The organism is Amycolatopsis sp. NPDC114478 (genome assembly GCF_055633805.1).
Map to the genome: position 1 here is coordinate 574,131 of NZ_JBVKDO010000001.1, position 22,067 is coordinate 596,197.

A 22,067-nucleotide genomic window follows, 5' to 3' on the forward strand; every position below is an offset into this window, starting at 1 on the left:
CGGCGGCTAATGTGTGTCGTTGTGCCCGCCCGAACCGATTTCCCCGGCGTCCTCGAACTCCTCACCCATGCGGTGGAGTCCGTGGGCGGTGCCGAACGCCCAGGGCAGGTCGAGATGGCGGACGCCGTCGGCCGCGCCATCCGCACCGGCGAGCACCTGGCCGTGCAGGCGGGCACCGGCACCGGCAAGTCCTTGGCCTACCTCGTCCCCGCGATCCGCCACGCCGTCGAGAAGGAAGCCACCGTCGTCGTCTCGACGGCGACGATCGCGCTGCAGCGCCAGCTCGTCGACCGCGATCTCCCCCGCTTGGCGAAGGCGCTGAAGAAGCCGCTGGGCCGCGAACCGACCTTCGCGATCCTCAAGGGCCGCCGCAACTACATGTGCCTGCACCGCCTGGACTCCGGCGCGCCCGACGAGCCGGAGGACGCCCAGCTCTTCGACCCGTTCGCGGTGTCGCGGCTGGGCAAGGAGGTCACGCGGCTGCGGGAGTGGGCGTCCGACACCGAAACCGGCGACCGCGACGAGCTCGCCCCCGGCGTCACCGACCAGGCGTGGCGCCAGGTGTCGGTGACGGCGAAGGAATGTCTCGGCGCTTCGCGCTGTCCGATCGGCACGGACTGCTTCGCCGAGAAGGCCCGTGCCGAGGCCGGCCGCGCCGACATCATCGTCACCAACCACGCGCTGCTGGCGATCGACGCCCTGCAGGGCTACCAGGTCCTGCCGGACCACGACGTCGTGATCATCGACGAGGCGCACGACCTCGTCGACCGCGTCACCTCGGTCGCCACCGGCGAGCTGACCAGCGCGATGTGCGCGTCGGCCGCGCGCCGCTGCGGCAAGCTGATCGACGCCGACGTCGCCGACGGCCTGCTGGAGGCGGGTGACGGGCTGGCGCTGATCGTCGACGACCTGCCCGCGGGCCGGATGGACGAGCTGCCGCGGCCGCTGAAGGGCGCGATCCCGGCGGTCCGCGACGCCGCGCACGCGTGCATCACGGCGCTGGGTTCCGACCGCAAGGAAGACGTCGAGGGCGCCACCGCGCGCAAGCTGGCGCGCTCGCTGCTCGACGAGGTGCACGACACCGCGGTCCGGCTGCTGGAGGCGTTCGACGACGACCAGGCGCACCAGCGCGACGTCGTCTGGCTCTCCGGCGACAAGTACTCCGCGAACCCGCGGCCGCCGGCGCTGAAGGTGGCGCCGCTCGGCGTCGCGGGGCTGCTGCGCGAGCGCGTCTTCAACCAGCACACGACGATCCTGACGTCGGCGACGCTGACGCTGGGCGGCACGTTCGACACCATGGCGCGCCAGTGGGGCCTCCCGCCGGGCGCCGCCCGCGTCGAAAAGGCGCCGGGAGCCGCGACGGACAAGGAAGTGCCGTCGGACGACTCGGGCCCGAAGTGGACCGGCCTGGACGTCGGCTCGCCGTTCGACCACAAGCGCAACGGCATCCTCTACCTGGCCAAGCACCTGCCGCCGCCGGGCCGTGACGGCCTCGCGTCGTCCACAATGGACGAACTGGCCGAGCTGATCGAGGCCGCGGGCGGCCGCACGCTCGGGCTGTTCTCCTCGATGCGGGCGGCCAAGCAGGCGGCCGAGGAGATGCGCGAGCGGCTCGACTTCCCGATCCTCTGCCAGGGCGAAGACGCCACTTCGCTGCTGGTCCAGAAGTTCTCCGAGGACGTCCGCACGTGCCTGTTCGGCACGTTGAGCCTGTGGCAGGGCGTGGACGTGCCCGGGCCGTCGCTGCAACTGGTGGTGGTCGACCGGATCCCGTTCCCGCGGCCGGACGACCCGGTGTCCTCGGCGCGGCAGCGCGCGGTGGAAGCCCGCGGCGGCAACGGGTTTCTCACCGTGGCGGCCACGCACGCGGCGCTGCTGCTCGCGCAGGGCACCGGGCGGCTGCACCGGTCGGTCACCGACCGCGGGGTGGTCGCGGTGCTGGATTCGCGGCTGGCGAACGCCCGCTACGGCGGATTCCTCCGTGCTTCGCTGCCGCCGTTCTGGCCGACGATGGACCCGAAGGTGGCGCGCGACGCCCTGCGCCGGCTGGACGCAGCCGCGCCCGCGTGACGCGGTCCACAACACCGCCCGGTACGGTGAAGCAACCGAAGCGACAAGGAGCACCGGTTGACCCAGGATTCGTCCAGCGCCCAGTCCCGGACCGTCAGCGTCGACGACACCGGCGTGCGGCGGCGGCTCGCGGACGGCAGCGAAGAAGCTGTCACGTGGGCCGGTCTGTCGTCGGTGATGGTCCGCGTGATCCCCGACGGCCCCTGGAACGAAGACGTCTTCTTCATGCTGGTGGACACCGACGGCAAGGGCACGGCGGTCCCGAGCGGCGACCCGGCGGCGGACGCGCTGATCGAGCGCCTGCAGGCGTTGCCGGGCTTCGACAACGAGAAGTTCATCGAGGCCATGACGACCGACGCCGACCAGGCCTACGTCGTCTGGGAATCCAGCGAGAACTAGGCGGTCGGGAACTCCTCCGTCACCGGGATCCCCTTCTTGAGCGTCCGGCTCACCGTGCACAGCCGCTCGATCGCGCGGTCGACGGCACCGGCCAGCGCTTCCCGCTGATCCGCCGCCAAAGTCGACACGTCGACATCGAACGCGACGTGCACGGCGTCCAGCTCCGAAGCGCCTTCGCGGCGATCGGCGCTGACGGTCACCCGAAATTTCGCGTCTTCGCCGACCCGCCGCGTGATCAGCTCTTCGGCCGTCACCGCGCTGCAGCCCGCGGCCGCGATCTGCAGCAGTTCGGCGGGCGAGAACGCCCCTTCCGCGCCCGCCCGGCCGAGCCGGACCTCCGCGCCGCGGTCGTTGCGGCCGGTGAACGCGTGCTGCCCGTCGCGCTGTACTTCCAGTCCCATGCCCGCTCCAACCGGCTCAGGAAGCCCCTTGTTCCGGTTCCCACTGCGCGAGAACCGTGATGGTGCCCGGATCGACCTCGGTGAACCCGGCGTCCCGCACGGCGACGACGCGGTCGCGCCGCCACGCGCCCTCGGGGTCGTCGCCGGGGTGCAGTTCCTTCCACCGCGCGACGCTCGCCGCCCGCACCGCGGTCCGGTAGCCCCGCGCGGCCCAGGCCGCGCGCTGCTCGTCTTCCAGCAGCGCGGCGAGGATCATCGTGGCGTGCCCGACCTGCGCGGCGGCCTTGCCGACCGTCATCGGCGCGTGCGGGTTGAGCAGGAGCAGCGGGACGCCGGCGGGGATCGGGCCCGGCTCGTCCGGCGGCAGCTCGCTGCCCGAGATCTGCAGCCGCGAGACCTCCTTGGGCGCCTCGGCGACCAGGCCCGGCACCAGCGCCCGCGCCTCGGCGCCGTCGATCTCGACGGTGATGCCCGGCAGGTCCTGGACGGCCGCCCAGTGCGCGCCCCGCGCCCGCCGCGCGACCTTGCGGATCCGGTTGTCGAGCCAGGCGTGCATCGGCTCGGCCCACTCGCCGCCGGGCTCCGAGCGCTCGTCGAGGCAGACCGCCAGCGCGGCGGCCGCGGCCGCCTCCAGCAGCGGCGTGCGGCCCGGCGGCTCGGCGCGTTCGATGCGCAGGATGACCGGCATCGCCCGGACTTCCTCCGGAAGCTCGTCCGAGGTGTCCGAAGTGTCTTCGGCCGGAAGCCCCAGCCAGTAGGCGTAGCGAGCGCCCAGGGGGTCGAGAACGCTGCTCACGGACGCATCAGCTCGAGCCCGTCGGCGGCGTCGGCCGCCTCGACCTCGCCGCGGGTGAGGCCGAGCACGAAGAGCACGGCGTCGAGGTACGGGTGCGACAGCGCGGTGTCGGCCACCTCGCGCAGCGCGGGCTTGGCGTTGAACGCGACGCCCATGCCGGCCGCCGAGAGCATGTCGATGTCGTTGGCGCCGTCGCCGACCGCGACGCACTGCTCGAGCGGGATGTCGTACTCGCCGGCGAAGCGGCGAAGCACCTTCGCCTTGCCCGCGCGGTCGACGACGTCGCCGACGACCTTGCCGGTCAGCTTGCCGTCGACGATCTCGAGCTCGTTCGCCGCCGCGAAATCCAGGCCCAGCTCTTCCACCAGGCCGCCGATGACCTGCGTGAACCCGCCGGACACCACCCCGGTCTTGAACCCCATCCGCTTGAGCGTGCGGATCGTCGTGCGGGCGCCCGGGGTCAGCTCGATAGACGCGGCGACCTCGTCGATCGCCGAAGCTGGCAAGCCTTCCAGCAGCGCGACCCGGCGTTCCAGCGACTCCGTGAAGTTGAGCTCACCGCGCATGGCGGCCTCGGTGATCTCGCGGATCTCCGGTTCGACGCCGGCGTGCGCGCCCAGCATCTCGATGACCTCGCCCTGGATGAGCGTCGAGTCGACGTCGAAGACGACCAGCCGCTTGGCCCGGCGCGTGATCCCGGCCCGTTCGACGGCGATGTCGACCCCGACCTCGACGGCCGCGTCGGCCAGTTCCGACCGCAGCGCGGCGTCGGCCTCGGGGGTGTCCCGGTCGACCGAGACGTACAGCTCCAGCCCGGTCACGGGGTAGTCGGCGACGCTGCGGATCGCGTCGATGTTGGCGCCGAGCGACGCCAGCCGCCGCGCGACCTCCGAGAAGCCCCGCGCGGTGACCGGCCGGCCGAGCACGACGAGCACGTGGGTGGAGTCGCGGCGGCCGAGCGCGAACGGGTCGTCCCCGATCGCCGAGCCGATCTTGACGTCGACCTGCATCCCGACGGACGCCATCGCCTGCTCGACGGACTCCTGCAGGCCCTCGGGGTCGCGGTACACGCCGGCGAGCACGCCGAGCACGAGCTGCCCGCGGATGACGACCTGTTCGACGTCGAGCACGTCGACGTCGTGCCGGGTCAGCACGGCGAACAGCACGGACGAGACACCCGGCTTGTCGGGGCCGGTCGTCGTGATCAGGACGGGGGTCTGGGTCACTGGTCATCCCTCGTTCGGCAACGCTGCACGATCAGTCTGCCGGTCCGGGCTCGGACATAAGTAGAGCGCGTGCCCGGCTTCACAAAAGCCGGGCACGCGCTCTCACTCGATCGGGGTGCTACTTTTCGTCGCCCTGCTCGCTGGCGTTGTCCCGGGAGTGGTCACCCGGGATGACCGCCTCGGTGAGCACCTGCGACGGGGCCGCGTGGCTGTTGACCTTCTGCTTCCCGAAGAAGCCGATCTCGCCCTCGTTGTGGATGCGCTCGATCATGTGCGGGTAGTGCAGCTCGAACGCGGGCCGCTCGGAGCGGATCCGGGGCAGCTCGGTGAAGTTGTGCCGCGGCGGCGGGCAGGACGTCGCCCATTCGAGCGAGTTGCCGTAGCCCCACGGGTCGTCCACCGTGACGATCTCGCCGTACCGGTAGCTCTTGAAGACGTTCCAGATGAACGGGAGCGTCGAGGCACCGAGGATGTACGCGCCGATCGTCGAGATCGTGTTCAGCGTGGTGAAGCCGTCACTGGTCAGGTAGTCCGCGTACCGGCGCGGCATGCCCTCGGCGCCCAGCCAGTGCTGGACGAGGAACGTGCCGTGGAAGCCGATGAACGTGGTCCAGAAGTGCCACTTGCCGAGCTTCTCGTCCATCATCCGGCCCGTGATCTTCGGGAACCAGAAGTAGATGCCGGCGAAGGTGGCGAACACGATCGTGCCGTAAAGCACGTAGTGGAAGTGCGCGACGACGAAGTAGCTGTCCGACACGTGGAAGTCGATCGCCGGCGCGGCCAGCATGATGCCGGTCAGGCCACCGAAGAGGAACGTGACGATGAAGCCCATCGAGAAGATCATCGGCGTCTCGAAGGACAGCTGGCCCTTCCACATCGTGCCGATCCAGTTGAAGAACTTGATGCCGGTCGGGACGGCGATCAGGAACGTCATGAAGGAGAAGAACGGCAGCAGCACGGCGCCGGTGGCGTACATGTGGTGCGCCCACACCGCGACCGACAGGGCCGCGATCGCCAGCGTCGCCCAGACCAGGCTCTTGTAGCCGAACAGCGGCTTGCGGCTGAACACCGGGAAGATCTCCGACACGATCCCGAAGAACGGTAGCGCGACGATGTAGACCTCGGGATGGCCGAAGAACCAGAACAAGTGCTGCCAGAGGATCACGCCGCCGTTTTCGGGGTCGAACACGTGCGCCCCGAGGTGCCGGTCCGCCAGCAGGCCCATCAGGGCCGCGGTCAGGATCGGGAAGGCGAGCAGGATCAGGATCGACGTCACCAGGATGTTCCAGGTGAAGATCGGCATCCGGTACATCGTCATGCCGGGCGCGCGCAGGCAGACCACGGTGGTGACCATGTTGACCGCGCCGAGGATGGTGCCGAGACCGGAGACCACCAGGCCGGAGATCCACAGGTCCGCGCCGACGCCCGGCGAGTGGATCGCGTCCGACAGCGGGGTGTAGGCGAACCAGCCGAAGTCGGCGGCGCCACCCGGCGTCAGGAAGCCCGACAGCACGATCAGGCCGCCGAAGAGGTACAGCCAGTACGAGAACGCGTTCAGCCGCGGGAACGCGACGTCCGGCGAGCCGATCTGCAGCGGCAGCACGAAGTTCGCGAAGCCGAAGAGGATCGGGGTCGCGTACAGCAGCAGCATCACCGTGCCGTGCATGGTGAACAGCTGGTTGTACTGCTCCTGGGACAGGAACTGCTGCCCCGGCCGCGCCAGCTCGGTGCGGATGAGCATGGCCATCGCGCCGCCCGCCATGAAGAAGGCGAACGACGTGACCAGGTACATGATCCCGATCTGCTTGTGGTCCGTCGTGCGGAACAACCGCAGCAGGTACGAACCCTTGACCGACTCGCGCGCGGGATACGGGCGCGTCGCGATCGGCTTGGGGGCTACGGCCGTCACTCCTGCCTCCAACACTGAAACCTTGTGGTGGTCATCGTCCGGCCGCCGGGACGCGGGCGGGCCCGGTTCCGGCGGTCAAGGGGATCGTAGCCCTCGCTACCGACAGTCGCGCGCACCGGCTGGCAAGATCGGGCTTTGGCCGACGACTGCACGCGTACCGCGGTTCGCGTGGCACTGACGGTGACCTCCCGGCTCGGCCCGCGCGCGTACGAGCCCGAGGTGCTCCACGAGCGCCCGAACGTGCTGGTGAGGCTGGGTCCGCTGGTCGCGCGGGTGCCGGGGACCACCCGCCTGGCGCGGCCCGGTCCGGCCCGGCAGGAACGGGACGTCGCGCTCTCCCGGTTCCTCACCGACCGTGGTGTGCTCGTCGTCTCACCGGCCGCGGATCCCCCGGCCGGGCCCCATTTCGCCGAGGGCCTGCCGGTCACGCTCCGGCACCACACCCCGCACGATCCGGACCACCGGTACGCACCGGACGTCCCCGCGCGCTCGCTCGCCGAGGTGCATGCGGCGCTGCGCGCCGGCCCGTGCTGCTTCGCTTCTTCACGCGGCTGCGAGCGCTCTATGCCGTCGTATGGCGCTTCATGATCGCTCAGCGGTTCCCCGACCGGCTGCCCGAAGCCCGCACGGCGCTCTCCGCCTACTTCTCGTGAGTCGCCGGGTACCAGGACAGGATCGCCTCGACCACGCCCGCCGGGTCTTCCAGCGGGGTCAGGTGCCCGGCCCCCGGGAGCACCACGAGCGTCGCGCCGTCCAGCACCTCGACCATGGCGCCGGCCGCTTCCACCGGGGTGATCGGGTCCTCCTCGCCGACGACGACCAGCGCGGGGACTCCCGAATCGCGCAGCAGGTCCAGGGAATCCGGCCGCGTCCGCAGCGCGAGCGCCGTCCACGAGATCCCGGCCGGCGGCTGCGATTCGATGATCTCCCGGACGGTCTCGACGACGTCAGGCCGCTCTTCCCGGGTCGATTGGGCCAGCAGGTTCGGCAGGTTGGCGTCGGCCAGCCAGCCCCCGATGCCTTCGTCGTCGACGCGCTTCGCGACGTCCAGCCGGCTCTGCGCGGCTTCGGGCGTGTCGGGCGTCGCCTTGGTGTCGATGAGCACGAGCCCGCCGACCCGCTCGGGCGCCAGCCGCAGCACGGCCATCGCGAGGTAGCCGCCCATCGAGCAGCCGCCGAGCACGACGCGGTCCAGGTCCAGGCGGTCGAGCAGGGCGACGACGTCGCGCGCGGCGTCCTCGAGACTCGGCTCGCGATCGGACTCCGGCAGCGGCGAGCGGCCGAGCCCGCGCTGGTCCGGAGTGATCACCCGAAGGTGTGAAGCGAGGGGCTCGCGCACCGCGTTCCACATGCGGGCGTCCAGGGGAAAGGCGTGGAGGAGGACCAGCGGCAGTTCGGTCATGCGGGCCATTTTGTCGGACCCCCGCGCTAGCTTCGCCGACGTGTTCACCGACATCGAAACCGACCGGCTGCTGCTGCGTCCGCTCCACGAGGCGGACCGGCAGGCGATGGTCGACATCCACACCGACCCGCGCACCAACCGCTTCCACCCCGACCCGCCCGACGTCCCGCGCGCGTCGGCGATGTTCTCGGAGTGGCTGGCGCACTGGGCCGAGCACGGCTTCGGCTACCCCGCGGTGCTCGAACGCGGGGGCACCGAGGTGCTCGGCATGTGCGGGGTGCGGCTGCGGGAGTTCCACGGCGAGCAGGTGCTGAACCTCGGCTACCGGTTCCGGCCGTCGGCGTGGGGCAAGGGGTACGCGGTGGAGGCCGGGCTGGCGGTCCTGGAGTGGTGTGCCCGCGACCTGCCGTCGCTGCCGGTGCTGGCGAGCGTCAGTGTCGAGAACAAGCCGTCGCTGCGGGTGGCGGAGCGGCTCGGCTTCACCGAGTACACGGAGGAGATGTACGACGGCGCGTACTCGCGCCACTACCGGCGCTGAGCCGGGCGGTGTTTGACAACTCCAGAGTGTTCAGCGGCGGCGGTTCGGCCGGCGCCGGGCCCGGGCGTCCCAGCAGGCCCGGTGCCAGTGCCGCCGGTCGGCGACGGAGCCGGTGTCGTCGGCGGGCCAGACGACGAGGTGCGGCGTGCCGGGCCGGATCTCGTGGTCGCAGCCGGGGCACCGGTAGGTCTTGCCGGCCTGCGAGCCGGGCACGGTCCGCACGAGCCAGTCCCCATCGCTCCCGGACTCGGCACGCGCCCACCCGGTGGCGGCGCCGAGCTCACGTTCGGGCGGCCCACCGTCCGCGCGGCGGCCGGGACGGTTCCGTCGAGGCACGCGCCCACGGTAACGGCGAGGGCCAAAGCGAGCCGCCCAGCCCCGCGCGGCTCCGGTTCACCAGGCCACCGGCCGGGGGCAGCGCGCAGCACAAACCCCTATAGCGCCGGGCAAAAGCACTGGCCGCCGAGGCCCGCGCAGCCCCAGCCCACCGCAATCCCGGCCACCGGCCCAGCATCCCCCACCACGCGAGGTCTTAAGCCGCCCGCTCGGCCCCCAACCGGCGCACGATCCCCTCGTGGCCGAGGCCGTCCCAGCCGAGCCGGGCGAGCGTCCGCCCTCCCCGCGAGATCTCAAGCCGCCCGGCCCGCCACCGCCCGCCCAGCCCCCAACCGGCGCACGATCCCCTCGTGCCCCAGCCCGTCCCAACCGAGCCGAGCCAGCGTCCGCCCGGTCCGCCGGAAGTCCTCCCCGCCGAGCACGGACATGATCGTGATCGCCGCGTCCACCATCGGCGTCGCCACCCCGGCGCACCGCGCGAGCGCCTGCAGCGGCACCAGCGTCGAGCGGATGTCCTCGGTCAGGAACCGGTGGTCGAGGCTCGTCGGCGCGGCGATCGTCCGGTACGGCTCCACCGTCCGCAGCGCGTCCAGCAGCGTCGCGGCCGGGCACCCGTAGTACCGGTCGAGCATCTCGGTCATCGGCAGCAGCCGCGCGCCGTAAGCCCGCGCGACCAGCGCGAACTCCGCCCCGGTCCGCTCCAGCAGGGCGACCGTCCGCGCCGAAACGCCGTCGACGTAGAAGAGCAGCTCCTCCGCGCGGTCGATGGTGCCGAGGTTGGCGAGCGCGATCGGCACGTGCGCCACCGCGCCGAAGTCGTGCAGCCCGCGTTCGACGGGGTTGCGCGCGACCTCCAGCATCGGGAACCACTCCCGCAGCAGCCCGGCGTGCCGTCCGACGGCGGCCGGCGTGCCACCCGAGATCAGGTTCCAGCCCTTGGCGCCCAGCACCGTCACGCCGTCGGTGCCGGACGGCCGCGCGGCGAACAGCGCGTCCGTCTCGACGACGTCGACGTCCGGTGCCCCGACAGCGGCGAGCGCGTGCGCGAATTCGACGCTCCCGCAGAGCTTGCCGGAGAACAGCACCACGACTTGCCCGGCGCGCAGGTGCGGCGCGAGCCGGACGGCGACCTCCGGGTACGCGGTGGTCACGGTGGCGACCAGCACCACGGCCCGCCCCGCCAGCGCGGCGGGGTCGTCGGTCACCTCCCGCAGCGGGAACCGCCCGTCGAGCACCCCGCTCGCGGCGATCTCCCGCCGGCGCGCGATCTCCGCCACCGCCCCGAGGTCCCGCGTGCACACGTGCACCGCCAGCCCCCGCGAGGCGAGGTACGCCGCGACGGCCCGTCCCTCGCCACCCGCTCCGACGACACCGATCCCGCCCATTCCGCCCACTCCCGTCACTCGGGTACGCAGTGGACAGGTCGGGGCCCCGCCCGGGAAAGTTCCCGCGGGCGCACGGTCCCGGAAACCGGACGCGTCAGCCCTGGGCGAGGGCGAGCGGAACCAGTTGTTCGGCGGTGGTGAGCGACCCGTGCTGCCCGATCAGCGACGTCTCGACGGCCTCGGCGAGCCCCCGCACCATCCCGAACCGGTCCCGGGCCGCCGCGACGACGTCGCCGATGCGCGGCAGCACCCGGTCGCTGACGGTGTGCCCGAACCATCCTTCGGCGACGGCCTCTTCCCGCGAGCGCACCCACGCCCGCTCGCCCAGCACCTCGCGCCAGGCCGCGAGGACATCCGCGGCCGCACCTGGCTCGGTGTAGACGTGCCGGGCGCGCACCTCGCCGCCGAACGTCCGGACGCCTTCCAGGAGTTCGGGGACGTCTTCGAGGTCGAGCTTGTCGTCGACGGTCACCATCCCGTGGTCGGCCACCACCGCCAGCAGCGCGCCGGGCGGCAGACCGTCCACAAGGGACTCGACGAGCCGGTCGATCTGCCGCAGCTGCATCCGCCACGCCGCCGAGCCGGGGCCGTAGACGTGGCCGAGCAGGTCGAGTTCGCTGTGGTAGGCGTAGCAGAACGCGCGCCCGTCCAGCACCGACAACGTCCGCGCGGCGAGGTCGCCCAGCGCGTGCACGCCGGCGTACTGCGCGCCGCTTTGGGTGGCCAGGGTCAGGGCCGTGTCGCGGAACTTGGCGGACGACACGACGGCCGCGTCGACGCCCGCGGCGGCGGCCCGCTCGAACGTCGTCTGCAACGGCTGCACCTCGCGGGGCGGGAGGGCGCCCCGAAGGTCACTGCCGTCTTCGTGGCTGCACCAGCGCAACGCGTTGAGCACACCGGTGCCGGGCATCTCGAAGGTGTAGCCGACCATGCCGTGCTCACCGGACGCGAGCCCGGTGCCGATCGCGGCCACGCCCGCGGCGGTCGTGGACGGGAAGCCCACGCGCAGCGACTCCCGTGCGAGCTCGGTCAGCACGGGCGCGTCCGCGGCGTGCGAGGCGAGCAGCTCCTGGCCGAGCCCGTCGACGAGCAGCACCGCGGCACTGCGCGCCTCCGGCACGGCGAGGGTGTTCCCGCAGCCGGGCACCCCGAGAGCGGCGAGCAGGGACGGGACGACCTGGCCGAGGTGCGGAACATCGGCAAGCGAAGGCGGCTGCACGCGCTCAGCTTCCCACTGGCAGGTCCGGGCGGCCGAGCGGTAAGCACGAGCGGTTGCAGAAGCCCTCGTCAAGGCCGAGGCCCTGGGCGCTCGCCCGGCAATCCGCAGCCCCGATTGGACGAGTCCCGGCAGCCACCGGTCAGCACTCCGCCGACCCCACGGCCCGGTGCGCACGCCCCCGGCGATGCCGCGGCCCGGTAGCCGAGTCCCGGGAGCCCCAACCCAGCACTCTCGCGAGCCACCGCGAAGACCCGGGCTGTCCCGGCAAGGCGTTTCCGGCGATAATCGCGGCATGCCGACCTACGCCTACCGCTGCCGCGAGTGCACCGAGACCTTCGAGCTCCTGCGCCCGATGAGCGAATCCGGCGCGCCGGCGGCCTGTCCGGAGGGCCACACCGACACCGTCAAGCTGCTCACCACCGTCGCCCTCACCGGGGCCGCGAGCGGTCCCGCGGTCCCGGCCGGTGGCGGCGGTGGCTGCTGTGGCGGCGGCTGCTGCGGCTAGAGCGCCTTCAGCGCCTGCTCCAGATCGGCCCAGAGATCCTCGACGTCCTCCAGTCCGGCCGAAAGCCGGATCAGCTGGTCGGACACGCCGGCGTCGTGCCGGTCGCCCTCGTCGACGATGCGGTGGCTGATCGACCCCGGGTGCTGGATCAGCGTGTCGACGCTCCCCAGGCTCACGGCCGGCGTGATCAGCCGGACCGCGCCGATCAGGGCGTGCGGGTCGCCGTCGACCTCGAACCCCACCAGCGGGCCGCCGATCCGCGGGTAGTGGACGGCGGTCACCGCGGGGTGGTCGCCGAGCCGCGCGGCCAGCGTCGCCGCGGTGGCCGACGCCGCGTTGACGCGCAGCGGCAGCGTGGAAAGCCCGCGTAGCAACAAGTATCCGGCGAGCGGGTGCAGCACGCCGCCGGTGGCGAAGCGGATCTGCCGCAGCCGCGCGGCTTCCGCGGCGTCACACGCGACGATCCCGCCCATCACGTCGCCGTGGCCGCCGAGGAACTTCGTCGCGCTGTGCAGCACGATCCGCGCGCCGTGGCGGCCCGGGCGCTGGAGGACCGGCGTCGCGAACGTGTTGTCCACCAACAGAGGCACGTCTCCGCAGGCGAGAGCCAGCGCGGCGATGTCGGCCTCGGCGAGGGTCGGGTTCGCCGGCGTCTCGACGAACACCAGCCCGGTGTCGGGCCGCAGCGCGGCGGCGACCCCCTCGGGCGCGGCCCACGTGACCTCGGTGCCGAGCAGCCCGGACTCGAGCAGGTGGTCGCTGCAGCCGTACAGCGGGCGCACCGCCACGACGTGTCGTTTCCCTTGCGCCACCGCGGAAAGCAGGCAGGCCGAGACGGCGGCCATGCCACTGGCGAACGCGACGCCGTGCTCGAAGCCCTCGAGCTCGGCAAGGGCCCGCTCGAACCGCTCCACGGTCGGGTTGCCCACCCGGCCGTAGATCGGTGGCCCGTCGAGCTCGGCGCCGGCGGCGAAGGCGTCGATCCGGGCGGCTTCGGCGGCACTGTCGCGGGACGGGTACGTCGTGGACAGGTCCAACGGAGCGGCGTGCACGCCGAGGTCCGTGAGGTCGTCACGGCCGGCGTGGACGGCGCGGGTGCGCAGCGAGGAGGTCATGCCAGCATCGTCGAGCTTTCACCGGATCCGGGGCAACAGTCTCGGATATCATTCGCCGATGCCTGATTCCGTCGAACTGAGTCCGGTCGACCTCGAGATTCTGCGCCTGCTCCAGAACGATGCCCGGATCACCAACAAGGACCTCGCGGCGGCGGTCGGCATCGCGCCGTCGACGTGCCTGGACCGCGTCGGCCGGCTGCGGGACACCGGCGTGATCACCGGGCAGCACGCGTCGGTCGACGCGGCGAAGCTGGGCCGCCCGCTGGAGGCGTTCCTGTTCGTCCAGGTCCGCCCGCACCGGCGGCCGCTGGTCGACCCGTTCGTCGAGCACCTGCTGTCGCTGCCCGAGGTCCGCGCGGTCTACCACCTGACCGGGCCGGACGACTTCCTCGCGCACGTCGCGACCAGCTCCGCCGGCGAGCTGCAGCGCCTGGTCCTCGACGAGCTGACCGCGCGGGACGAGGTCGCCCGCGTGCACACGAACCTCGTCTTCCAGCACTGGAGCGGCGGCCCGCTGCTGCCGCCGGGCGCCTGACGTCAGAGCGTCGAGAGCCAGCGGCGGGTCTCGCGCGGCGAGGTCAGCCGCACGACCGCGGGGCCCGGCGACGACGCCGCCCAGTCCCGGATGGTCGCCCGCTTCCGCGCGAACGACCTGAAGTGCCAGCGGATGATCGAGTCCGCGGAGAACATCTGGCGGAACGACTCGACGTTGCCGTTGCAGATCCGCTCGCGGGTCACCGAGCGCACGGCGGTCCGGCGCACCAGGCGGCTCAGGGAAAGCCAGCGCGGGTAGTCGAGGCCGACGATCAGCTGCGTGCGGGGCAGGACGACGTCCCTCCACCTGCCGTACGCGGCGTCTAGGACCCAGCGCTCCCCCGCGCACACCTCGGCGATGCGGCGGCGCTGCTCGTCGTCCGGGACCGCGACCCAGCCCGGCTCCCAGGTGAGGTCGTCGGCCGAGACGTACGGCAGGCCGGCGCGCTCGGCGATCCGGGCCGCGAGCGTCGACTTGCCCGAGCCGGTGACGCCGTAGACGACGATGCGCTCAGGCTTCGAGGTCACGGGCGGGCTCCCGCGGTCCGCGGTAGGGCAGGGTCTGGCTGTAGACGATGCTCGTGGTGGTGCTGCCGAACTGCGCCAGCTCGTCCATCGTGCGCTCGAGGTGGGCCATCGAGGCCGCGGCGACCTTGAGCGTGTAGCAGTCGTCGCCGGTGGTGCGCAGGCATTCGAGGACCTCGAAGCGCTCGCCGAGCAGCTTGTGCAGTGCCTCGTGCCGGCTGCCGGGGTACTTGAGCCGGACGACGGCGAGCACCGGGTAGCCGACCTTGCCGAGGTCGATGTCGGCGCGGTAGCCGGTGATCACGCCGGCCGACTCGAGCCGGCGGAGCCGTTCGGTGGTGGCCGACGCGCTGAGGTTGACGCGGCGGCCGAGCTCGGTGAGCGGCAGCCGGGCGTCCTGCTGGAGCTCGACCAGGATGGCCCAGTCCGTCGGGTCCAGACTCTCGGTCATTCGGCGAATATACCGCGAGATCCACGGCCGGAACCGCCGAACGCCGTGATCATTCCCTTCCGATCACGGCTTCGACCTCGATAGCCTTTCCCGGTGAAGATCGGCGTGAACGTCCCCAACTTCGGCCCCGGCACGGACCCCGGCGTGCTGCGCGCCTGGGCGAGGACGGTGGAAGGGCTCGGTTTCGACCTGCTGATGGTTTCCGACCACGTCGCGATCACGCCCGACGTCGCCGGCCAGTACCCGGCGCCGTTCTACGAGCCGTTCACGACGCTGTCGTGGCTCGCGGGTGTCACCGAGCGGGTGCGGCTCGGCACCACCGTGCTGGTCGTGCCGTACCGGCATCCCCTGCTGGTGGCCCGGATGGCGGCGAACCTCGACGCGCTCAGCGGCGGCCGGCTGGTGCTCGGCGCCGGCATCGGCTGGGCGAAGCAGGAGTTCGCCGCGCTCGGCGTGCCGTTCGAGCAGCGCGGGAAGCTCACCAGCGAGTACCTGCGGGCGATCCGCGCGGCGTGGGCCGACCACGACGACTACCGCGCCGGCCCGATCCCGCTGTGGCTCGGCGGGCACAGCGACGCCGGGCTGCGCCGCGCGCTCGAGCTCGGCGACGCGTGGCACCCGCTGCGGCTGACGATGTCCGGGTTCCGGGAAGGCTTGGCGCGCTTGAAGAACCTCGCCGGCGACCGGCCGGTGCCGGCGTTCGCGCCGCGGATCCTGCTGCGGGTGACCGAAACCCCGGTGAATGGGCCGGATCGGCGTGCCGGAGAAGGAACGCTCGACCAGGTCGTCGACGACCTGGCGCAGTTGCGGGAGCTGGGCGCGGACACCGTCGTGCTCGACCCGTTCGATGCCGACCCCGCCGAGACCCTCCACCCGGAGGTCGCGTGGCGGGACCTCGCGGCGATCGCCGCGTCCTGGAAGGAGAACCGGTGAAGGACACCGAAGAAGCCCTGCTGCGCCGCGCGATCGAGCTCGCCCGCGAGGCGCGCGAGGAACACAGCAACCCGCCGTTCGGCTCGCTGCTGGCCGACGCCGACGGCAACATCCTGGCCGAGGACCGCAACACGTCGTTGACCGACAACGACATCACGGCGCACCCGGAGCTGAAGCTCGCCCGCTGGGCGGCGCAGAACCTGGCCCCGGAAGTCGCGGCGACGACGACGATGTTCACGAGCACCCAGCCGTGCGGCATGTGCACGGGCGCGATCGAGCGGTCCGGGCTCGGCCGCGTCGTCTACGCGCTGTCGTCGGAGCAGTTCCTCACGCTGCGCCCGCCGGTGACGTGGGGCTACAAGACGGAGGGCCCGGCGCTGTTCGACGAGGCCCGCGTGCCGGTCGAGGGCTACTACCAGTGACGAGCTACGAGGTCCGCCCGGTGGCACGCATCGAGTCGCCGTTGACGGACCGCGCGAAGGCCCCGAGACAAGGCGACGAGGGCGCCCCACCGGCCCGGGTGGTGTTCAACCCGGAGTACCACCCGGCGGCGGCCGACCTCCGCCCGGGCGACCGCCTGGTCCTCCTGACGTGGCTGCACGAAGCCGACCGCGAGGTCCAGTCGGTGCACCCCCGCAGCGACCCGGACCGCCCCCGCGAAGGGGTGTTCTCGACGCGATCCCCGGACCGCCCCAACCCGATCGGCCTCCACACGGTAACGGTGACGGCGGTCGAAGAAGGAACGCTGACGGTGACGGGCCTGGAAGCGATCGACGGCACCCCGGTCCTGGACGTGAAGCCGGTCCTGGGCGAGGTGACCGACCGCTGAGCCGGACGATCACGATCGGGAGCCGCCCCTAAGCGCCGTCACAGGCTCCACGAACCAGGACGAACCCCTGGGCATCTGATGCTCGCGACCGCCGGCGGTGCGGCCCTGGTCGGCCCGCTGCGGGTCGGCCTGGACCTGGCCGATTCCGGCGCACCCGCCGTGCCGGCACGGCCGGGGCGTCCCGACCTCAGCGGCACCGGGCGCGTCGCGCTGAGCTTGGGCAGCTGATCAGTAGTCCTTGAAGCCCTTGCCGGTCTTCCGGCCCAGCCGCCCCGCCGTCACGAGGTGCTCCAGCAGCGGCGCCGGCGCGAAACCCTCCTCGCGGAACTCGTTGTACAGCGTCCGCTGGATCGCCAGCGATACGTCCAGGCCGACGACGTCCAGCAGCTCGAACGGGCCCATCGGCAGGCCGCAGCCCACCTTCATCGCCGTGTCGATGTCGTCCGCGCCCGCGTAGTGGGCCTCCAGCATCTTCACCGCGTCGTTCAAGTACGGGAACAGCAGCGCGTTGACGATGAAGCCCGCCCGGTCTCCACAGTGGACCGCGTGCTTGCCCACCGCCGCGCAGACCGCGCTCGCCGTCGCGACGACGTCCGGGGCCGTCGCGATCGTCGAGACCACCTCGACCAGCTTCATCACCGGCGCCGGGTTGAAGAAGTGGAGGCCGATCACGTCGGACGGCCGGGACGTCGCCGCCGCGCACTCGATCACCGGCAGCGAAGACGTCGTCGTCGCCAGGACCGCGCCCGGGCGGACGACCTCGTCGAGCGCCGCGAACACCGCCTGCTTCACCGAAAGCTCCTCGGCCACCGCCTCGATGACCAGGTCGACGTCGGCCAGCGCCTCGAAGTCGGTGACCGGCGTGATCCGGCCCAGCGCAGCCGAAGCGTCCTCTTCGGACAGCTTCCCGCGCACCACGGCCTTGTCGAGCGACTTCTTCACGCGAGCCACGGACGCCTGCGCCTTCTCCAGGCTCCGCGCTCGCAGCACGACGTCGAGGCCGCGCTTGGCGAACACCTCGGCGATGCCGGTCGCCATCGTCCCGGTGCCGACCACGCCCACGCGAGCGACCGGGCGCGGCGGCACCGAGTCCACAGTGGACACGACCTCGGAAGCGATCACGTTCGGCGAATCCGGCGCGTCGTAGGGGTAGAAGCCGCGGCCGGTCTTGCGGCCGAGCAGGTTCGCCGTGATCATCTGCTTGAGCAGCGGCGCCGGCGCGTGCAGCCGGTTGCGGGACTGGTGGTACATCGTGTCGAGGATTTCGTACGCGGTGTCCAGCCCGATCAGGTCGAGCAGCGCCAGCGGCCCCATCGGGTAGCCGCAGCCGAAGCGCATCGCCGCGTCGAGGTCCTCGCGCGTCGCGTAGCGCTGCTCGTACATCCGGACCGCGTGGTTGAGGTAACCGAACAGCAGCGCGTTCGCGATGAACCCGGCCCGGTCGCCGATCACCACCGGCACCTTGCCGAGCCGCTCGGCGAACGCGACCACGTCGGCGACCACCTCCGGCTCGGTCACCACCGTCTTGACGATCTCGACCAGCTTCTGCACCGGCGCCGGGTTGAAGAAGTGCATCCCGACGACCTTGCCCGGCCGCGCGGTGTGCACGCCGATCTCGGTGATCGACAGCGACGACGTGTTGGACGCGAAGACGACCTCGGGCCGGGTGATCTTGTCCAGCTGGGAGAAGACGTCGGCCTTCAGCCCCAGGCTCTCCGGGATCGCCTCGATCACCAAGTCCACTTCGGACAGATCGGAGAGGGAGGTGCCGTACCGGATCCGGCTCAGCAACGCCTCCCGGCCGGCCCGGTCGAGCTTGCCACCCGAGAGCGCGCGCTCGGTCGAGTGCTCCAGGTGCCCGCGGCCGCGGGCGACGCCGGCCTCGTCGAGCTCGACCGTGACGACGTCGAGCCCGCTGCGCGCGAGCACTTCGGCGATCCCGGCCCCCATCGTGCCCAGGCCGACCACTCCGACCGTCGAGATGTCCCGCGCCATCGAGGCCTCCAGAGATGTTACTCGCTGGTAATTGGCCCCTGACTCTGCCACACGGCACCACCCGAAGCCCAGACGGAATCGAGTCAGTACCGCGCAAGTCACCCGGTCGGCGACCCGGGGTCACTCGCCGAAATTGCCGTCCACCAGCTCTTTCGCCTTGTCCAGCGCGGCGGAGGCCTGCGGGCCGCGCGCCCGCACGCGGATCCGGTCACCCTGGCGGGCGCCGAGCGACATCAGCCCCAGCACGCTGTGCCCGTCGGCCTCCTGGTCGCCGAGCCGGACGGTGACCTCGGCGTCGAACGCGCTCAGCGCGCGCACCAGCACCGCGGCCGGGCGCGCGTGGAGCCCGACCTCGTTGTGCAGCACCAGCTCGATCTCGTCACCCCCAGCACCGGCGGCGGGTTCGGCGGGCGCGAGGTCCTCGGGCAGCCCGGCCGCGGCAGCGGCCTCCGCCACTGCCTTGCGGTCCTTGCCCGACTGCGCCGCGACCGCGGCGGCGATCGCGCCTTCGACCAGCGGACCGTCCGCGACGACGGCGGCCGACGGGTCGGCCAGCGACTCGACGGCGAGCTCGGCGGTCATCTGCGCGCTGCCGAGGTCGTAGAGCAGCACGACACCGTCGCCGGAGTCGGCCCGCTGAGTAGCGGCGACGACCTCGTCGTAGTCCGTGCCGATCGAGCCGTCCGAGAGGCCGCCGGCCGGAAGGATGGTGACGTCCGGAGCCATCTGGGCGGCCAGCTCGGCCAGGCCTTCCGCGAGCTTCGCGCTGTGCGAAACGAGCACGATGCCGACGCTCACCGGGCGGCCTCCGCGAACGCGCGCAGCAGCAGCGCCGACGACCGGGCGCCGGGGTCCAGGTGCCCGACCGCGCGCTCGCCCAGGTAGGAGGCGCGGCCCTTGCGCGGCACGAGGTCCACTGTGGACTCCGCGCCGCGGTCGGCCGCGTCGGCCGCCGCGGTCAGCACCGCGGCCACGTCCTCGCCGTCCTCGGCCGCTTTCTCCGCGGCCGACACCGCCGGGATCAGGGCGTCGACCATGGTCGCGTCGCCACCCACGGCCTTGCCGCGGGCCTGGACGCCTTCAAGGCCGGCGCGCAACGCCTCAAGGAGAGCCGGGACGTCGAGGTCCTCGGCGGTGCCGAGCTTGGTCGAGGCCCGCAGGAAAGCCGTGCCGTACAACGGACCCGCGGCCCCGCCGACCTTGGAGATCAGCGTCGTCGCGACGAGCTTCAGGACCGCGCCCGGTGTCTCCGGCGCACCCGCGTCGAGAGCCGCGACGACGGCGGCGAACCCGCGGTTCATGTTCTCGCCGTGGTCGCCGTCGCCGATCGCGCGGTCGAGCTCGATCAGCTCGACGCGGTGGTCGGCCAGCACGGCCGCGGCGGCGCGCACGGCGGCCGCGACCCCGTCGGCCTTGCAGGTCATCAAAGCCCCCAGCGCAGCGCCGCGGTGTTGACCGGTGCGTCCCAGAGCTCGGTCAGCTCGTCGTCCAGTTTGAGCAACGTCAGACTCATCCCCTGCATCTCGAGGCTGGTGATGTACGGGCCGACCAGCCGGCGTTCGACCACGATCCCACGCTCGGCGAGCAAGCGCTCGGCGATGCCGTGCGCCAGGTAGAGCTCGACGAGCGGGGTGCCGCCCATCGAGTTGGTGAACAGCAGCACCCGGTCGCCGGACTCGAACGGCAGGTCCTCCACCACGGCCTGGACCAGCCGCGCCACCAGCGCGTCGGCCGGTTCGAGCGGGATCCGCTCGCGGCCGGGCTCGCCGTGGATGCCGATGCCGAACTCGATCTCGCCGTCGCCGAGGTCGAAGCTCGGGGTGCCGGCGTGCGGCACCGTCGGCGCGGTCAGCGCCACGCCGATCGAACGCACCTGGCCGATCACCTTCTGCGCCAGCGCCGTCACGGCGTCGAGCGAGTCGCCGCGCTCGGCGGCCGCGCCGGTGATCTTCTCCAGCAGCACGGTGCCGCCGACCCCACGGCGGCCCGCGGTGTACGTCGAGTCCTTGACCGCGACGTCGTCGTCGATCACGACGCTGCGCACCTCGAGGCCGTCGGCGGCGGCCAGCTCGGCGGCCGTCTCGAAGTTCAGCACGTCGCCGGTGTAGTTCTTCACGATGAGCAGGGCACCCGCGTCGCCGGTGGTCGCGGTGACGGCGGCCTGCACGGCGTCCGGCGTCGGCGAGGTGAACACCGCGCCGGGCACGGCGGCGGCGAGCATGCCCGGGCCGACGAACCCGCCGTGCAGCGGCTCGTGCCCGGACCCGCCGCCGGAAATCACGGCGACCTTGCCCGCCACCGGCGCGTCGGCGCGGACCACGACGTCGGGGTCGTACTGGACGCGGAGGAGGTCGGCGTGCGCGGCGGCGAGGCCCCGCAGCGACTCCGCGACGACGTTCGCCGGATCGTTGATGATCTTCTTCACGGCAGCCTCCGGCACATCGGCGGGTGGGGTGTCCCCTTCCTACCTCGCCGCGCGGCCGACCGCCAGATCAGGGCTTGGGCAGCTTCGTGACGACGTTCTTCGCGACGGTGACCGCTTTGCCGCACGGATCGTCGGTGTCCGCTTGGGCGGCGTAGCTCCGGTAGTCCACTTGGGCCAGCTCGACATCGTCGCCCTGCCACGGCCGGTGCCGCCACTCGACCTCGCACTGCGACGAGCTGGTCGTTCCCTTCTTCCGGAAGCCGGTGACGCCGCCGCCGAGGTCCACCTTGGAGTACCCGTCGCCTTCGAGCGGCGGGAGACCGGGCCGCAACTCGACGGTGACGGTCGGGTCGGTGCCGTTGCTCTTCCAGTCGCACGAGTGCAGGCCCGTCGGCGCGGACTTCGGCGACGGCACGACGGGGGTCACCGCCGCGGTGTCGGCCGCCGCGCACGGGTCGGCGGTCAGCACGGTGCCCGACGGCGTCGGGTACTTCTCCGGCCCGTTGTGCACCTTCTGGACCGCGGCCTCCATCACCGTCTGGGCGGGACGGCACGGGTCGCCGACGTAGGTGACCGACAGCGTCAGGGCCAGGTCCGGGTTGAGCGCCGTCATCGCCGCGACCGTGCAGCTGGTCTCGTCGGTCTTGTTCACGCGCAGGGGCAGCCCGCCGACCTGGCCGGTCGTCTGGTCCGCGCGCGGCAGGAGCGTGTTGCCGATCTCGAAGTCGAGCCGGATCTCCTTGCCACCGGGGTCCTTCACCTTGTTGCTGCAGCGGTCGAAGGCGATCGACGACGGCGACGGGTCGTCTTCGGCCGTGCCGAGCCCCAGCGAGCCGAGGGCGTCCTTGGTCAGGAACTGGCACGGCTTGATCGTGCGCAGCACGTTCGCCGCCACGGCGGCGTCGGTGATCGGGCCGTCGGTGGTCTGGCCGGTACTGGCCCCCGCGGGCACCGTCGTCCGCGCGAAGTTGGACTTGCCGAGGTCCGGCCCGCACGCGGTCAGCGGCAGCACGAGGGCGGTGACCAGCAGGAACAGCTTCGGGAGACGGCGGCGCCGAACGTGGAGGAGCACGC

Annotated in this window: 26 protein-coding genes; 10 read left to right on the forward strand and 16 right to left on the reverse strand. The window is 72.2% G+C overall.

The genetic code is table 11. The annotated features are described in order from the left end of the window. The first annotated feature begins 21 nt into the window (after positions 1-21). Both ACZ7OH_RS02765 and ACZ7OH_RS02770 read left to right on the forward strand, forming a co-directional pair. On the forward strand, positions 22-2,070 hold the full coding sequence (locus ACZ7OH_RS02765) for an ATP-dependent DNA helicase (protein WP_470279277.1): 2,049 nt from the start codon (positions 22-24) through the stop codon (positions 2,068-2,070). A gap of 57 nt (positions 2,071-2,127) precedes the next feature. Continuing rightward, positions 2,128-2,469: a hypothetical protein gene (locus ACZ7OH_RS02770; protein WP_470279278.1), complete on the forward strand. Its 342-nt coding sequence runs from the start codon at positions 2,128-2,130 to the stop codon at positions 2,467-2,469. Here the strand turns inward: ACZ7OH_RS02770 and ACZ7OH_RS02775 are convergent. The 4 genes from ACZ7OH_RS02775 to ctaD all read right to left on the reverse strand — a co-directional run bounded on the left by ACZ7OH_RS02775 (position 2,466) and on the right by ctaD (position 6,801). After that, positions 2,466-2,870: an OsmC family protein gene (locus ACZ7OH_RS02775; protein ID WP_400894122.1), complete on the reverse strand. Its 405-nt coding sequence runs from the start codon at positions 2,868-2,870 to the stop codon at positions 2,466-2,468. The two genes, ACZ7OH_RS02770 and ACZ7OH_RS02775, sit on opposite strands and share 4 nt — an antisense overlap. 16 nt (positions 2,871-2,886) lie before the next feature. Beyond that, a complete protein-coding gene (locus ACZ7OH_RS02780; RefSeq protein WP_470279279.1) occupies positions 2,887-3,666 on the reverse strand; it encodes a peptidyl-tRNA hydrolase in 780 nt (259 codons plus the stop codon). Beyond that, positions 3,663-4,892 carry a phosphoserine phosphatase SerB gene (serB, locus tag ACZ7OH_RS02785; protein WP_470279280.1) on the reverse strand — a complete coding sequence of 410 codons (1,230 nt, stop codon included), beginning with the start codon at positions 4,890-4,892 and terminating at the stop codon, positions 3,663-3,665. The genes ACZ7OH_RS02780 and serB overlap by 4 nt, the downstream gene beginning before the upstream one ends. A gap of 118 nt (positions 4,893-5,010) precedes the next feature. Then, positions 5,011-6,801 (reverse strand): aa3-type cytochrome oxidase subunit I, encoded by a 1,791-nt coding sequence (gene ctaD, locus ACZ7OH_RS02790; RefSeq protein ID WP_470279281.1) that lies wholly within the window; start codon positions 6,799-6,801, stop codon positions 5,011-5,013. A gap of 168 nt (positions 6,802-6,969) precedes the next feature. Between ctaD and ACZ7OH_RS02795 the strand changes: the two genes are divergently transcribed. Further along, positions 6,970-7,389: a hypothetical protein gene (locus ACZ7OH_RS02795; protein WP_470279282.1), complete on the forward strand. Its 420-nt coding sequence runs from the start codon at positions 6,970-6,972 to the stop codon at positions 7,387-7,389. 52 nt (positions 7,390-7,441) lie between these two features. On the opposite strand, the gene ACZ7OH_RS02800 is transcribed toward ACZ7OH_RS02795, so the two are convergent. Continuing rightward, positions 7,442-8,203, reverse strand: a complete 762-nt coding sequence (locus ACZ7OH_RS02800) for an alpha/beta fold hydrolase (protein WP_470279283.1) — start codon at positions 8,201-8,203, stop codon at positions 7,442-7,444. Between ACZ7OH_RS02800 and ACZ7OH_RS02805 the strand changes: the two genes are divergently transcribed. Further along, positions 8,202-8,741 carry a GNAT family N-acetyltransferase gene (locus ACZ7OH_RS02805; RefSeq protein WP_400894134.1) on the forward strand — a complete coding sequence of 180 codons (540 nt, stop codon included), beginning with the start codon at positions 8,202-8,204 and terminating at the stop codon, positions 8,739-8,741. The two genes, ACZ7OH_RS02800 and ACZ7OH_RS02805, sit on opposite strands and share 2 nt — an antisense overlap. Positions 8,742-8,771: 30 nt before the next feature. Here ACZ7OH_RS02805 and ACZ7OH_RS02810 read toward each other — a convergent pair whose 3' ends face one another. From ACZ7OH_RS02810 to ACZ7OH_RS02820, 3 genes are all read right to left on the reverse strand, one after another. Continuing rightward, positions 8,772-9,077 carry a hypothetical protein gene (locus tag ACZ7OH_RS02810; protein ID WP_400894136.1) on the reverse strand — a complete coding sequence of 102 codons (306 nt, stop codon included), beginning with the start codon at positions 9,075-9,077 and terminating at the stop codon, positions 8,772-8,774. 293 nt (positions 9,078-9,370) lie between these two features. Next, positions 9,371-10,462, reverse strand: coding sequence for an NAD/NADP octopine/nopaline dehydrogenase family protein (locus ACZ7OH_RS02815; RefSeq protein ID WP_470279284.1), 1,092 nt, complete (start codon positions 10,460-10,462; stop codon positions 9,371-9,373). 94 nt (positions 10,463-10,556) lie between these two features. Then, a complete protein-coding gene (locus ACZ7OH_RS02820; RefSeq protein ID WP_470279285.1) occupies positions 10,557-11,681 on the reverse strand; it encodes an alkaline phosphatase family protein in 1,125 nt (374 codons plus the stop codon). A gap of 292 nt (positions 11,682-11,973) precedes the next feature. Between ACZ7OH_RS02820 and ACZ7OH_RS02825 the strand changes: the two genes are divergently transcribed. Continuing rightward, complete coding sequence (locus ACZ7OH_RS02825) at positions 11,974-12,186, forward strand: FmdB family zinc ribbon protein (RefSeq protein WP_286002422.1); 213 nt, start codon at positions 11,974-11,976, stop codon at positions 12,184-12,186. Here the strand turns inward: ACZ7OH_RS02825 and ACZ7OH_RS02830 are convergent. Then, positions 12,183-13,301 (reverse strand): trans-sulfuration enzyme family protein, encoded by a 1,119-nt coding sequence (locus ACZ7OH_RS02830; RefSeq protein WP_470279286.1) that lies wholly within the window; start codon positions 13,299-13,301, stop codon positions 12,183-12,185. The two genes, ACZ7OH_RS02825 and ACZ7OH_RS02830, sit on opposite strands and share 4 nt — an antisense overlap. Before the next feature lie 58 nt (positions 13,302-13,359). On the opposite strand from ACZ7OH_RS02830, the gene ACZ7OH_RS02835 reads away from it, so the two are divergent. Beyond that, on the forward strand, positions 13,360-13,836 hold the full coding sequence (locus tag ACZ7OH_RS02835; RefSeq protein ID WP_400894145.1) for an Lrp/AsnC family transcriptional regulator: 477 nt from the start codon (positions 13,360-13,362) through the stop codon (positions 13,834-13,836). Positions 13,837-13,838: 2 nt separating this feature from the next. Here the strand turns inward: ACZ7OH_RS02835 and ACZ7OH_RS02840 are convergent, their stop codons facing one another. Both ACZ7OH_RS02840 and ACZ7OH_RS02845 read right to left on the reverse strand, forming a co-directional pair. Then, a complete protein-coding gene (locus tag ACZ7OH_RS02840) occupies positions 13,839-14,363 on the reverse strand; it encodes a P-loop NTPase family protein (protein ID WP_470279287.1) in 525 nt (174 codons plus the stop codon). Continuing rightward, positions 14,347-14,811, reverse strand: a complete 465-nt coding sequence (locus ACZ7OH_RS02845; RefSeq protein ID WP_400894149.1) for an Lrp/AsnC family transcriptional regulator — start codon at positions 14,809-14,811, stop codon at positions 14,347-14,349. The genes ACZ7OH_RS02840 and ACZ7OH_RS02845 overlap by 17 nt, the downstream gene beginning before the upstream one ends. A gap of 93 nt (positions 14,812-14,904) precedes the next feature. On the opposite strand from ACZ7OH_RS02845, the gene ACZ7OH_RS02850 reads away from it, so the two are divergent. From ACZ7OH_RS02850 to ACZ7OH_RS02865, 4 genes are all read left to right on the forward strand, one after another. After that, the gene (locus tag ACZ7OH_RS02850; RefSeq protein ID WP_470279288.1) at positions 14,905-15,744 is read left to right on the forward strand and encodes an LLM class flavin-dependent oxidoreductase; all 840 of its coding nucleotides are present in this window, start codon (positions 14,905-14,907) and stop codon (positions 15,742-15,744) included. Beyond that, positions 15,741-16,166: a nucleoside deaminase gene (locus ACZ7OH_RS02855; RefSeq protein WP_470279289.1), complete on the forward strand. Its 426-nt coding sequence runs from the start codon at positions 15,741-15,743 to the stop codon at positions 16,164-16,166. The genes ACZ7OH_RS02850 and ACZ7OH_RS02855 overlap by 4 nt, the downstream gene beginning before the upstream one ends. Further along, positions 16,163-16,573: a tRNA (N6-threonylcarbamoyladenosine(37)-N6)-methyltransferase TrmO gene (gene tsaA / locus ACZ7OH_RS02860; RefSeq protein ID WP_470279290.1), complete on the forward strand. Its 411-nt coding sequence runs from the start codon at positions 16,163-16,165 to the stop codon at positions 16,571-16,573. The genes ACZ7OH_RS02855 and tsaA overlap by 4 nt, the downstream gene beginning before the upstream one ends. A gap of 78 nt (positions 16,574-16,651) precedes the next feature. Next, a complete protein-coding gene (locus ACZ7OH_RS02865) occupies positions 16,652-16,801 on the forward strand; it encodes a hypothetical protein (protein ID WP_470279291.1) in 150 nt (49 codons plus the stop codon). On the opposite strand, the gene ACZ7OH_RS02870 is transcribed toward ACZ7OH_RS02865, so the two are convergent. The 5 genes from ACZ7OH_RS02870 to ACZ7OH_RS02890 all read right to left on the reverse strand — a co-directional run bounded on the left by ACZ7OH_RS02870 (position 16,802) and on the right by ACZ7OH_RS02890 (position 22,065). Beyond that, positions 16,802-18,568 (reverse strand): 3-hydroxyacyl-CoA dehydrogenase family protein, encoded by a 1,767-nt coding sequence (locus ACZ7OH_RS02870; RefSeq protein WP_470279292.1) that lies wholly within the window; start codon positions 18,566-18,568, stop codon positions 16,802-16,804. It abuts the gene before it with no gap. 120 nt (positions 18,569-18,688) lie between these two features. Next, positions 18,689-19,366, reverse strand: coding sequence for a dihydroxyacetone kinase phosphoryl donor subunit DhaM (dhaM, locus tag ACZ7OH_RS02875; protein WP_470279293.1), 678 nt, complete (start codon positions 19,364-19,366; stop codon positions 18,689-18,691). Next, positions 19,363-19,992, reverse strand: a complete 630-nt coding sequence (dhaL, locus tag ACZ7OH_RS02880) for a dihydroxyacetone kinase subunit DhaL (protein ID WP_470279294.1) — start codon at positions 19,990-19,992, stop codon at positions 19,363-19,365. The genes dhaM and dhaL overlap by 4 nt, the downstream gene beginning before the upstream one ends. Then, positions 19,992-20,993, reverse strand: coding sequence for a dihydroxyacetone kinase subunit DhaK (gene dhaK / locus ACZ7OH_RS02885; RefSeq protein WP_470279295.1), 1,002 nt, complete (start codon positions 20,991-20,993; stop codon positions 19,992-19,994). The genes dhaL and dhaK overlap by 1 nt, the downstream gene beginning before the upstream one ends. A gap of 67 nt (positions 20,994-21,060) precedes the next feature. Further along, complete coding sequence (locus ACZ7OH_RS02890; protein ID WP_470279296.1) at positions 21,061-22,065, reverse strand: DUF3558 domain-containing protein; 1,005 nt, start codon at positions 22,063-22,065, stop codon at positions 21,061-21,063. Positions 22,066-22,067: the final 2 nt, after the last annotated feature.